This window comes from Paraburkholderia sp. SIMBA_027, from assembly GCF_046535315.1.
Taxonomy (GTDB): Bacteria; Pseudomonadota; Gammaproteobacteria; order Burkholderiales; family Burkholderiaceae; genus Paraburkholderia; species Paraburkholderia tropica.
Genome location: NZ_JAWRWY010000001.1, coordinates 206,518 through 217,712 on the forward strand (window position 1 = coordinate 206,518; position 11,195 = coordinate 217,712).

Sequence of the window (11,195 nt, forward strand, 5' to 3'; positions counted from 1 at the left end):
CCGTTGCGTTGATTGTCCGGCCATCGACCGCTCGCTCTACAGCTCGCTCTCGTGCCAGCCGCGCAGGCAAACCCGCGACAGCCACACGGTCATGCCGAACAGCAGCACGCCCGTCACGGTGATCAGCAGCAGCGCGGCGAACAGACGCGGAATGTTGAGCTGAAAGCCCGCTTGCAGGATCTGATACGCAAGCCCCGCCCCGCTGCCGCCCGTGCCCGCGACGAACTCGGCCACCACGGCGCCGATCAGCGAAAGCCCGCTGGAAATGCGCAGCCCGCCGAAGAAATACGGAAGCGCGCTTGGAATGCGCAAGCGCACGAGCGTCTGCCAGCGTGTCGCGCGATGAATCCGGAACAGATTGACGAGCCCCGGGTTCACGCTGCGCAGTCCGAGCGCCGTGTTGGAGATGACCGGAAAGAGCGCGACCAGCATCGCGCAGACGACCAGCGCCGCCGTCGTGTTCTTGACCCAGATGATGATGAGCGGCGCAATCGCCACGACCGGCGTGACCTGCAACAGGATCGCATAGGGAAACAGGCTCGCCTCGATCAGCGGACTCTGCACGAACAGCAACGCGATCGCCACGCCCAGCACCGTCGCCACGGCGAAGGCGAGCAGCGTGATCTTGAGCGTCGCGAGCAGGCTCGCGAACAGCATCGGCCAGTCCTGCACCAGTTGCTGCACGATCGCGGCCGGCGACGGCACGAGATACGCCGGCACCGCGCCGAGCGTGCACCACGCCTGCCAGATGCCGAGCATCAGAAAGCCCACGCACCAGGGCGCCAGCGCGCGCGCCACGCCGGGGCGGCGCAGCAGCGGCACGCGCTCGCGCGCGGCGGTCGTGGCTGCCCCGGCGGTTTCACCGGCCGCGCGCGCGATGCGCAGCGGCTGCACGGTTTGTCCGCTCATGATTGCACCTCGCTGTCCTCGTCGATCTGCAACGCGGCGTGCGCGTCGGCAATGCGTTTCGAAAGCGCGCACGTATGTTCGATAAACGGCGTGCTGATTCGCCAGTCGTCGTCGCGCGCGGCGGGCCCGTCGATCGGCACGTCGGCGATCACGCGGCCCGGCCGCGCCTGCATGACCACCACGCGGCTCGACAGAAATACCGCTTCCTGGATGCTGTGCGTGACGAACACGACCGTCATCGCGCGGCGCAGCCAGAGCGCGCGCAGATCGCTGTCGAGCCGGTTGCGGGTGAATTCGTCGAGCGCGCCGAACGGTTCGTCGAGCAGCAGCAGATCGGGCTCCGTGACAAGCGCGCGGGCCAGCGACGCGCGCATCTGCATTCCGCCCGACAACTCGCGCGGCCGCGCGGCGCAGAACTTGCCGAGCCCCACGCCTTCGAGCGCCTCGCATGCGCGCGCCTGCGCCTCGCGGCGCGGCACGCCCGCGAGATCGAGCGGCAGCCGCACGTTCTCGGCGACCGTCGCCCACGGCATCAAGGTCGCCTCCTGAAACACGAACGAGAGCCGCCGCCCCGGTGCGCCCACCGTCGCGAACGGGCCGCCCCACCAGCGCAGATGGCCGTGCGTGGGCGTTTCGATGCCCGCGAACATCTTGAGCAAGGTGCTCTTGCCGCAACCCGACGGCCCCAGCAGCGAGACGAACTCGCCCGGCTCGATGTCGAGCCTCACGTCGTCGAGCGCGACGGTGCCGTTCGAATAGCACTTGTCCACGCGCTGCACTGCAAGCAAAGGAATCGACATGATCAGACCTCCGTTTCGATACGGAACACTTCGCGCTCGCCATGCGTTTCGAGCAGCTTGAGCAGCATGCGGCGCATCAGCAGGCCTGGCTGATCCGATTCCATGTGGCACTCCTGCTGGCGACGCACGTCGATGCAGGCGTCGTAGTCCGTTGCTTCGAGAATGTCGCGGTCTTCATCCGTGATCGGGCGGTCCCAGTCGATCAGCTCCTGCGTCGAGCACGCGTCCTCGGTGTCGTTGCGATAGAGCCATTGCGACAGCATGATCGTGCGGTCGTCGATCGGCGTCGCGCAGTTGTAGATGATGTGATGCACGCCGCTCGCCGGATACACGCAACCAAAACGCCGCGCGAACGGCATGAACCAGCGGTTCAGCAGATGGCGTTCGGTGATCTCCTCGGTCGTGCCGGTGATGCGATGGCTGGCGGCCGGATTGCGCACGGGCACGTGCGTTTCGGCTTCGAAGCCCCAATCGTTGGGCCGGAATGCGTATTTCGACGGTTTCGGGCTGCTGAACAAGCCGAAGTTGGCCTTGTGCACGAAGCTGAAATGCGAGTTGTCGAAGGAGTTCTCCATCATGCGCAACGGGCTCGTTTGCCAGCGCTCGTAGAACTGCAGGACGCGCCGATAGCCGCCCGCGGTTTCCTCGGGAAAGTCGGGAATCGGCTGCAACGGTTCGTCGAGCGCGACCCACGCATAGCCGTAGCGCGCCTCGCAGCGATACGCGGGCACCACGGCGCGCGACGGAATGGCGGCGCCGTCGTTTTGCGGAATCTTCACGCAGCGGCCGCTGCAATCGTAGGTCCAGCCGTGATAACCGCAGGCGATGTTGCCGTCGTCGTCGACGAAGCCTTTCGAGAGTTTCGCCGTGCGATGGCAGCAGCGGTCGCGCAGCGCGTGCGGCTGCCCGTCGGCGCCCTTCCAGAGCACGATCGGTTCGCCGAGCAGCGTGAACGGTTGCGGGCCCGCGTCGAGTTGCGACAGCGGCATGATGGCGTACCAGAAGCGGCGCAGCACTTTCTGTTGCGTGACGAGCATGGTGTGATCCTCTTGTTGTCCTCGTGATTGCCTTATCGCGTGCGCGAGGTTCAGGGCATGACCTTGAGGGTGTCGACGAACTGGAGCGTGTAGGCGTTGCGGTAATCCGTATCGGACTTCAGCAGGCCCGCTTCGACCATGTAGTCGTAGGTGCGTTTCCAGCGCGCGTCCGTCATGGCGCCGATGCCGAGCGTCGCGGCGTCGCCGCCGGTAACGAGCCGCAGCTTCTTCATCTGCGCCACGCCGTAGGCGAGCTGGGCGTCGCTCATCTGCGGGTTGTCCTTCTTGATGAGCGCGTTGCCCGGCGCGGGATCGCTGAGATAGCTCTTCCAGCCTTCCATCGACGCCTTCACGAAGCGCGCGACCATCTCGGGCTTGTGCTTGAGCGTGTCGCGCATCGTCACGATCGTGGTGTTGTACGGCGGATAGCCCGCGTCGGCGAACAGGAAGAAGTGGGTTTTCACGTGCGCCGCGTCGGCCTGAAAGGTCTCCGAGGTGGGATAGGCCTGCATGGCCACGTCGCGATCCGCGTAGAACGGTTGCAGGTTGAACGTATAGGGGCGCGCCTGCGCGTCGCTGTAGCCGTACTTCGCCTTGAGCCACGGCCACCAGCTCGTGCGGCCCGAACCCGCCACGAGGATCGTCTTGCCCTTGAGATCGGCGAGCGTTTTTACGTCGTCGTGCGTGAGCATGCCCTGCGGATCGAACTGGAACGACGCGGCCACGGTCGTGACGGGAATCTTCGCCTCCACGGCCGACAGCACCTGGAAGTCGTAGCCGAGAATGAAGTCGGCCTGGCCGCCCGCCAGCAGTTGCAGCCCGTTGACCTGCGGGCCGCCCATGCGGATCGTCACGTCGAGCCCGTACTTCTTGTAGATGCCGGTCGCGACGGCCTGATAGAAGCCGCCGTGCTCCGCCTGCGCATACCAGCTCGTGAGGAGCGTGACGTGATCGTCGGCGCGGGCGGCGGTGGGCCAGGCCGTCATGAAAACCGACGCCAAAGCCGTCGACGCAAAAACACCGAGGAAACGCGCGAGCCGAAGCCAGCGCGCAACGCAAAGCAGGTTGCTCATGGGGAAACTCCGGGTGCTGTGGGAAATGAAGGCGCGAAGCCGATCCGCGGCGCGTGTGTGCGCCGGTTCGGCAACGTCGTGGTGATGAATCGTCTGGGGCCGCTGCATCGCTCGCTCCTTGTTGGCGGAATCCGACGATTCCGGTCAAACGCCGATCGATGATCGGCGTGGGCGCACGATGCGCCCCAAGAGCAATGCCCCACGGTGCCGGCTGCCTCGAAGGCCGTGCCGGTCGCTAGCCGCTTCTACTCTGTGCCGTGTTTCAAGCGAGCTTCGTGCCAGCTACGCACGAAACGCCGCATCCCTGCAATGACGTGGCGCAAAGCGCTGCATGCGCCACGGCGTCGCCGTTGGCGGCACCCTGGCTGGGCATCGAAGCACCAGAGGCGTGCGTGCATGCCCTCGCGCCCGCCAAACCACCGACGGTTTCAGTGGGCCGCATAAACGCCCGCCATCGTCACGAAGCCATCGAGGCGCTTGATGCGCGTACACCATGTTGCAAGCGACGGATAGTCGATCGTCTCGATCTGCGCTTCGTCGAGCAGCACGACGGGCGCAAAGCACGCGATATCGGCAATCGTCGGCGTGCGGGTCGAACAGAGGAACGGCGTGTCCATCGCCTCGTTGAACCAGCAGGTTTCGTCGAGCAGGCGCAGCAAGGGCCGCGCGTCGCGATCCGCGCGAGGCACCGGCGCGCCTACGTCGTGGAGCACCTGCTCGCGGCGCGTAAACACGATGTGCGAAAGCCGCGTCGCCACGCCGAGCCAGCGCTGGATCGCCGCGTGCGTTTGCGCGTCGTGTTCGGGCAGCCACGTGCGGCTTGCGTCGTACCGCTGCGCCAGCCAGACGAGGATCGCGTGGGCGTCGGCGAGCGTGGTGCCGCCGTCCTGCAACACCGGCAACGCGCCCAGCGGGCTCAGCTCGCGAAACGCGGGCGCATCCTGCTGGCGCGACGGATAGCGCTCGACGCGGATGCGCTCCGCGTTCAGGCCGAGCAAGCCCAGCAGCAGACGCGCCTTGTAGCTGTCGCCGCAGAGTTCGTCGTCGTGGAGTTTGAGCATCGGCGGCCTCACAGGTCGAGCGTCAAGGTAGGCGTGCGTGCGCGCGAGACGCACACGAGCATGCAGTCGCCGGCGGCGCGTTCGCGCGCGTCGAGCCACACGTCGCGATGCAGCGGCTCGCCGTCGAGCACGGGCGTCAGGCAGGTGCCGCAGACGCCCTGCTCGCACGACGTCGGCACCTCGACGCCGTGCGCGCGCAGCGCGTCGAGCAGGCTCGTATTCGCGGGCACGTCGACGCTGCCGCCGCTGCGCGCGAGATGCACGGTGAACGGACCGTCTTCTTCGCTCGATGCCTGGTTCGATGCGTCGATGGCCGGGGACATCGCGCTCGGGGCGGCGTCCATGCGCACGAGCGGCATCGTGACGGCGACGGGCGATAGCTGCGCGCGCGGCGTGCGGTTTTGCGCGGGCGCTTCGGCGAGCGAACCGGTTAACGCATCGGGCTGCTCTTCGCTCACCGCTTCGAGCGCATCACGCACGGCATTGAGTCGAGCCTGATGCGCGCGCTGGAGCGCGAGCCGCTGCGCCGCGTCGAAGTCGCCCGGCACGACGCCGTGCACGCGCGTCTTGCCCTTCTGCGCGGGTTGCAGCACGAAGATCGCCGGGCACGCCGCGCCGTCGAGCGACTCGACCGTGAGCGTGCCGGATTCGCATTCGAAGGCGGCGCACTCCGCGGCATCGGCCTGCGGCAGCACATAGGCCGACAAGGCACGCTTCACGCTCGCGAGATCGGCGTCCATCGTCGTGGTGCGCAAGGGCACGCAGTCAGGCGGCCGGGCGGCGGTGAGCGCGTCGATGGCCGGAAACGCCGTCGGCGCCGCGCCTTCCGCGCGTGCGTACGTCCACACGAAACCGTAGCGCTCGATCGCGGGCCACGTCGTCGCGTGGATCGGCGGCGCGCTCGCGTGCGGATGCGCGGGCACCGCGCGGCACGCGCCCTCGCCGCTCGCGAAGCGCCAGCCGTGATACTGGCATTGCAGCGTATCGCCGCGATGATGACCGAGCGAAAGCCGCACGCCGCGATGCGGGCAGCGGTCCTCCCACACATTGACGCGCCCGTCGTCGGCACGCCAGACAACGAGGCCTTCGCCGTGCAGTTCGGTGCGATGAATCGCCCCCTTGTCCAGCGCGCCCGCCGCGCACAGCGCGTACCAGCGCGCCGGCTCCTGCCTGCGCTCATCCATGCTGCGCTCCTTGTGACGGCGACGCCGTTGTGCCAGCCACCGCGCCATCGGTTGTCCCATACGTCACGCCGCGAGCGCGCAGCCAGCGCCGATACGCCACCGACATCGCGTCGGCCAGCACCGGATGTTCGCTGCCCGCCGTCAGCGGCAGACGCCTGGGCACCTGGTTGACGAGAATCTTGATGTCCTGCGCGAAAATGGTTTGCTGAAAGCCGCGCAAGGCTTCGTCTGGGCTCGCATCGTCGAGATAGCTCATGACCGTGTGCGCCACGCACCACTCGTCGTCGAGCGGCTGCACGAACAGCGCGATGACGTCGAAGCGCGCGGGCTGCGGCGGACAGGTCTTGTACAGCACGGCGATATACGGCCGCGCCACGCGATAAACGTATTGCACGTCGAGCGCCGCATCGGCGGTCATCGCCGCGCGCGGCTGATAGAAACGGCAATCGCGTGCGTACAGTTCGTCGTTCGCCTCGTCGTGTTCGATGCGATACGGCGCGACCTCGGTGTAAGGCTCGACGCCCAGATAGCCCGTATGCACGAACGGGAAATGACCCATGTCGAGAAAATTCTCGACCGCGCGCAGACCGCTCACATGCACGCGAAACGCACCGGCGTGCAGCAGACGGCGGTCCGGCTCGGCGGTCTCGGGAATCGCGACGATGTCCGCGCGCGGCTCGCCGAGGCACGCCCACACCACGCCATGCCGCGCCCGCGCGTGACACGGCGTGCCGAGGTCGAGCCGCGTCACGCGCGGCGCATTCGGCGAACCGTCGCCAGGCTCGACATACAACGCAACGCCCAGCAGCTGCGTGCGGCCCGCGCGCAGGCCGTCGAGCGCGGCCACGGGATGCCAGTCGTTCCAGATCAGCGCGTCGCGCGCTGCGTCGTTTGACGTATCCATCTGCCCGTCTCCCAGTTCTTTTTTCGTGGTGCGCGCGATCACTGCGCGAGGCTGCCCTGCACGCCGTCGACGAACCAGTCGAGCCGGTTGGCGTCCGCCGCCGACAGCGCCGTGCCCGCCGCCACGCGCGTCTGGCCCTTCTGATCCTTGATCGGCCCGGCGAACGGATCGAGCGTGCCCGCGACGAGCGCGGCGCGGCGCTCCGCCAGCTTGCTCAGCGCCTCGGGCGGCACGGCCTGCGCGTTGACGTGCACGAGATCGGTGATGCCTTCCTTCACGCCCCAGTACACGGGCTGATTCGTCCACGTGCCTTGGCGCACCGCCTCGATCGCCTTGACGTAATACCTGCTCCAGTCGTAAGCGACCGAGCCCAGATGCGCGTGCGGTCCCCATTGGCTCATATCCGAGTCCCAACCGAACGCGTGGACATGGTGCGCTTCGGCCACGCTCATCGTCGCGGTCGAATCGGTGTTCTGCATCAGCACGTCGGCGTTCATGCCGATCAGCGTTTCAGCGGCCTGGCGCTCCTTGCCCGGATCGAACCAGCTGCTGATCCACACGACCTTCACGACGGTCTGCGGCGCGACCGAACGCGCGCCGAGCGCGAACGCGTCGATATTGCGGATGACTTCGGGAATCGGCACCGAACCCACGAAGCCCAGCACATGCGTCTTCGACGTATAGCCCGCGAGCACGCCGGCCAGGTAGGCGGATTCGTAGACCTTGCCGTTGAAGTTGCCGAGATTGCGCGCGCTCTTGTAGCCCGAGCAATGCAGGAACACCGTGTCGGGATAGTCGCGCGCGACTTTCATCATCGCGTCCATGTAGCCGAACGAAGTGCCGATCACGACCTTGTCGCCCTTCGCCGCGCGGTCGCGGAACACGCGTTCGGCATCGGCGTTTTCAGGGACGTTTTCGATCCGCTTGAGCTGCATCTCGCCGCCGAGCACCTTCTGTGCGGCGCTGATGCCGCGTTCGTGCGCGTAGGTCCAGCCCGCATCGCCGGGATTGCCGAGATAGACGATCGACACGTCGAGCGGCGCGCCGGAAGCGGCTTGCGTGGCGGGTGCGTTTTGCGCGGCGCAGACGTCGAGCGGGCCCGCGAGCGCGGCGGCGACGAGCGCAACGAGCGAAGCGGACCGAAAAGCGGAAGACACAGTGGACGAAAAAGCGGACATAACAGCGGACGGCAAATCGTTGAGACAGGCGTTAAGACAGGCGGGCGTCGTCATGTGGGCGTTCCCTTCAGGGCGCGAGGTGAGGAAGCGGAGCGTGCGGCGGACAGATCGTCATGGGTGATACCGAGTTCGGCGAGCGTTTCGCAGACGATCCGCGCGAGCGCTTCGGGCTGGGCGAGTTGCGGAACGTGGCCGCATTCGAGTGTGCGCACGCGCGCGCCGGGCACCAGCGCCTGCATACGGCGCTGCAAAGGCAAGAGCACGGAGCGATCGAGCGTCGCCTCGATGTAGACGCGCGGCACGCGGCCAAAGCGCGCCGCGCTCAGCGTCGCGACGAGCGCGCGGCCGCCTTCGGCCTGCGCCGTGAGCAGGCCGGCCGCTCGCCGCGCCGCGCCGGGCGGGCAGTCGTGCAGAAAGATTTCCAGCGCGGCGGCGGCGGGCACGCGCGACACGCGGCCGTCGTCGCTCCAGACCAGGTAAGGCGCGATGCCGCCCGCGTTCTCGACCTCGGCGCTCGCGGCTTCGACAAGCTCGCCGTAACCCATGCCCGACGGCAGCATCATCCCGGCGACGTAGACGATCGCCGCGACGCGCTCCGGCACGGCTTCGGCCACCTGCGAGGCGATCACGCCCGCGCCGCTATGCGCGACGATCACGCACGGGCCGTCGAAACGGTCGAGCTGCGCGCGCACGGCCTCGACATAGGTATCGAGCGTGATCTCGCCCGGCGCGGCGTTGCGCGCGAGATCGCCGCCGTTGCCGCCGTTGCAGCCATTGCCGGGCAGATCGAGCGCGTGCGCGAGCCAGCCGCGCTCGCGCATCGGCGCGCGCCACGCGTCCCATGCCCACGCGCCCTGCCAGGCCCCGTGGATCAGCAGCATGCCGGCCGCGCGCGTCATCCGTAGGTTCTCCGGTAGCAGGCCTGCAAGTGGTCGCCGACCGTGATCGGCGGCCACGCGGCGGCTTCGCCCGGCGCGGCCGTGATGCAGGTGACGAGATAGTCCGGGCGGCCGGTGAAGAAGAACGGCATCGAGTAGCGCTCGCGCCCCGAGACGTTGACGACGCGATGCAGCGTCGAGCGATAACGGCCGTTGGTCCAGCGCGCGATCAGATCGCCGAGATTGACGACGAAGGTCCCCGGCAGCGGCGGCACGTGAATCCAGGCGTCGCCGTCCTCGACTTGCAGGCCGCCGTGCTCGTCCTGCCAGAGCAGCGTGAGGCAGCCGAAGTCGGTGTGCGCACCGCAGCCCTTCTGCCCCGGCAGCGCGCCCGCCGGTTGCGGCGGATAGTGGAGCAGCCGCAGCGTGGCCATCGCGTCGTCGCAGAATCCGTCGAAGTGGTCCTCGGCGAGACCGAGCGCCAGCGCGAGGCCGCGCGTCAGACGTTTCGACAGCGCATACAGCGCGTCGAAATACGCCTGCATCGCGGGACGAAACGTCGGCGAATGGCGGGGCCACTGATTCGGGCCGCAATTGAATGTGCGCGCCTGCACGTGCGGATGGTCGTCGGCGAGTTCGTTGCCGATGTAGAAGCCTTCCTTGAGATCGGGTGGCGTGCCCGCCTCCAGCACCTGGCCGCGCAACGGCTCGTACCCCCGGTTGCAGGGCGAAAGCGCCTTGTCGACACGGCGCTTGTCGGACTCGTCGAGCGCAAAGAAGGCTTCCGCTTCGCGGCGCGCGGCGTCGACGAGCGCGACGGGCACACCGTGGTTCGCGATGTAGAAGAAGCCTTTGTCGGCGCAGGCGGCGTGCAGCGCCGCGCCGACCTGTGCGCGATCGTCGGCCTGCGCCGATAAGAGACCGCCGATATCGATGACCGGCAGCGTGGCCGTGGGTACGATGCGCGCGGCGAACGGCGCCTCGGCGGGCGGGCAGACTGACATGCGGATTCCTTGCAAAAGGATTTCAGGCAAGTCTAGCCGTGCCGCCGTGCTCAAAAAAGCAGAGAAAAGTGTCCATGGTGATGCCGTTTCGGCATCGGCTCGCACGTGCACGCGCCGGGGCTGGCGGGTGGCCGTTGCCTTCCCCCGGGCTCACACGATCGGCTCGTCCTGTTCGCGTTCGGCGATGGCTTCCGCGAGCAGGCGCACGAAGGCGTCGAGCGCCGGCGTCATCGTGCGGCCGGCGCGCGCGTAGACGCCCAGCTCCGAGACGAGCGGACGCGGCGAACGCAGCGGGACGTGCACGAGCGAACCTTCGGCGAAATCGTTTTCGAGGCCGAGCCGCGTCTGAAAGCCCACGCCGTGGCCGCGCGCCGCGAGACGCCGCATCAGCTCGATCGAATCGCTTTCGAGCACGGTGTCGAGCGGCTTGGCATAGCGGCGGATCAGCGGTTCGAGCAGGCCACCGATCGACAGCCGCGCGTTGCCGAGCAACAGCGGAAACCGCGCGCATTGTGCGAACGTGACGCTCGCCTCGGCCGCGAGCGCGTGCCCCGCGGCCACGATCGCGCCCAGCTGGAAGCGGCCGACCGCCAGTTGCTGGAGATCGCCCGTGTGCGGCAGCGAAAACGCCAGACCGAGATCGGCGTCGCCGTCGAGAATCATGCGCCGAATGGCCGCCGAGCCCGCCGTATGCACGTGAAAGCGGATGCCCGGATAGCGCGTCAGCATGCGCTCCACCACGTCGGGCAGCAGGCTCGTGTTGAGCCCCTCGACGGTCACGAGCGAAATCTCGCCGCGCCGGATACCGCGCAGCGCATCCATTTCGCTGTCGAAGCGGCGCGCGTCCTGAAGCACCGTGATGACGTGACGCGCGAACGCCTCGCCCGCCGCCGTAAGCGCGAGGCCGCCCGGCAGACGCTCGAACAGCGGCGTGCCGACTTCGGCTTCGAGCTTCAGCAATTGCCGGTTCACCGCCGACGACGCGACATGCAGTTGCCGCGCCGCCTCGCGAATCGAGCGGTGACGGCGGATGGCGTCGAAGTAGCGCAGCGAGCGCGCGTGAATGTGCGAGGCGAGAGCGTCGGATTGGGCAGGCTTGTGCATTGGGGCGGATGAAAGGGACGAGAACGTGAAGGACGGTTAAAGCGCAACCATCCTACCGTACCG

At 67.7% G+C, this 11,195-nt stretch carries 11 protein-coding genes; all 11 read right to left on the bottom strand.

Going from position 1 to position 11,195, the window contains the following annotated elements:
* Positions 1–36: 36 nt before the first annotated feature.
* Positions 37–759 (bottom strand): ABC transporter permease, encoded by a 723-nt coding sequence (locus SB764_RS00930; protein WP_231957685.1) that lies wholly within the window; start codon positions 757–759, stop codon positions 37–39.
* Positions 760–905: 146 nt separating this feature from the next.
* Positions 906–1,709 (bottom strand): ABC transporter ATP-binding protein, encoded by an 804-nt coding sequence (locus SB764_RS00935; protein WP_410862348.1) that lies wholly within the window; start codon positions 1,707–1,709, stop codon positions 906–908.
* Positions 1,710–1,711: 2 nt separating this feature from the next.
* Positions 1,712–2,746, bottom strand: coding sequence for an aromatic ring-hydroxylating oxygenase subunit alpha (locus tag SB764_RS00940; RefSeq protein ID WP_065062931.1), 1,035 nt, complete (start codon positions 2,744–2,746; stop codon positions 1,712–1,714).
* A 50-nt stretch (positions 2,747–2,796) separates the two neighbouring features.
* A complete protein-coding gene (locus SB764_RS00945) occupies positions 2,797–3,732 on the bottom strand; it encodes an ABC transporter substrate-binding protein (protein WP_124261940.1) in 936 nt (311 codons plus the stop codon).
* 515 nt (positions 3,733–4,247) lie between these two features.
* Entirely contained in the window at positions 4,248–4,880 is a 633-nt protein-coding gene (locus SB764_RS00950; RefSeq protein WP_065062927.1) for a glutathione S-transferase family protein, read from the bottom strand.
* An 8-nt stretch (positions 4,881–4,888) separates the two neighbouring features.
* A complete protein-coding gene (locus SB764_RS00955) occupies positions 4,889–6,064 on the bottom strand; it encodes a Rieske 2Fe-2S domain-containing protein (protein WP_321904074.1) in 1,176 nt (391 codons plus the stop codon).
* Entirely contained in the window at positions 6,057–6,968 is a 912-nt protein-coding gene (locus SB764_RS00960) for an aromatic ring-hydroxylating oxygenase subunit alpha (RefSeq protein ID WP_065063039.1), read from the bottom strand. The genes SB764_RS00955 and SB764_RS00960 overlap by 8 nt, the downstream gene beginning before the upstream one ends.
* A 38-nt stretch (positions 6,969–7,006) precedes the next feature.
* Entirely contained in the window at positions 7,007–8,146 is a 1,140-nt protein-coding gene (locus SB764_RS00965) for a BMP family ABC transporter substrate-binding protein (RefSeq protein ID WP_408583682.1), read from the bottom strand.
* A gap of 50 nt (positions 8,147–8,196) precedes the next feature.
* Positions 8,197–9,045: an alpha/beta fold hydrolase gene (locus SB764_RS00970; protein ID WP_321904076.1), complete on the bottom strand. Its 849-nt coding sequence runs from the start codon at positions 9,043–9,045 to the stop codon at positions 8,197–8,199.
* The gene (locus tag SB764_RS00975; protein ID WP_183715745.1) at positions 9,042–10,028 is read right to left on the bottom strand and encodes an isopenicillin N synthase family dioxygenase; all 987 of its coding nucleotides are present in this window, start codon (positions 10,026–10,028) and stop codon (positions 9,042–9,044) included. Before SB764_RS00975 ends, SB764_RS00970 begins: the two co-directional genes overlap by 4 nt.
* A gap of 150 nt (positions 10,029–10,178) precedes the next feature.
* Positions 10,179–11,132: a LysR family transcriptional regulator gene (locus SB764_RS00980; protein ID WP_124261928.1), complete on the bottom strand. Its 954-nt coding sequence runs from the start codon at positions 11,130–11,132 to the stop codon at positions 10,179–10,181.
* Between the last annotated feature and the right edge of the window lie 63 nt (positions 11,133–11,195).

What these genes read in the sequence shown, in the direction of transcription:
- SB764_RS00960 (WP_065063039.1), bottom strand. Translation starts at nt 6,968, where the DNA reads ATGGATACGTCAAACGACGCAGCGCGCGACGCGCTGATCTGGAACGAC.
- SB764_RS00970 (WP_321904076.1), bottom strand. Translation starts at nt 9,045, where the DNA reads ATGACGCGCGCGGCCGGCATGCTGCTGATCCACGGGGCCTGGCAGGGC.
- SB764_RS00945 (WP_124261940.1), bottom strand. Translation starts at nt 3,732, where the DNA reads ATGACGGCCTGGCCCACCGCCGCCCGCGCCGACGATCACGTCACGCTC.
- SB764_RS00980 (WP_124261928.1), bottom strand. Translation starts at nt 11,132, where the DNA reads ATGCACAAGCCTGCCCAATCCGACGCTCTCGCCTCGCACATTCACGCG.
- SB764_RS00975 (WP_183715745.1), bottom strand. Translation starts at nt 10,028, where the DNA reads ATGTCAGTCTGCCCGCCCGCCGAGGCGCCGTTCGCCGCGCGCATCGTA.
- SB764_RS00940 (WP_065062931.1), bottom strand. Translation starts at nt 2,746, where the DNA reads ATGCTCGTCACGCAACAGAAAGTGCTGCGCCGCTTCTGGTACGCCATC.
- SB764_RS00950 (WP_065062927.1), bottom strand. Translation starts at nt 4,880, where the DNA reads ATGCTCAAACTCCACGACGACGAACTCTGCGGCGACAGCTACAAGGCG.
- SB764_RS00955 (WP_321904074.1), bottom strand. Translation starts at nt 6,064, where the DNA reads ATGGATGAGCGCAGGCAGGAGCCGGCGCGCTGGTACGCGCTGTGCGCG.
- SB764_RS00965 (WP_408583682.1), bottom strand. Translation starts at nt 8,146, where the DNA reads ATGTCCGCTTTTTCGTCCACTGTGTCTTCCGCTTTTCGGTCCGCTTCG.
- SB764_RS00935 (WP_410862348.1), bottom strand. Translation starts at nt 1,709, where the DNA reads ATGTCGATTCCTTTGCTTGCAGTGCAGCGCGTGGACAAGTGCTATTCG.
- SB764_RS00930 (WP_231957685.1), bottom strand. Translation starts at nt 759, where the DNA reads ATGCTCGGCATCTGGCAGGCGTGGTGCACGCTCGGCGCGGTGCCGGCG.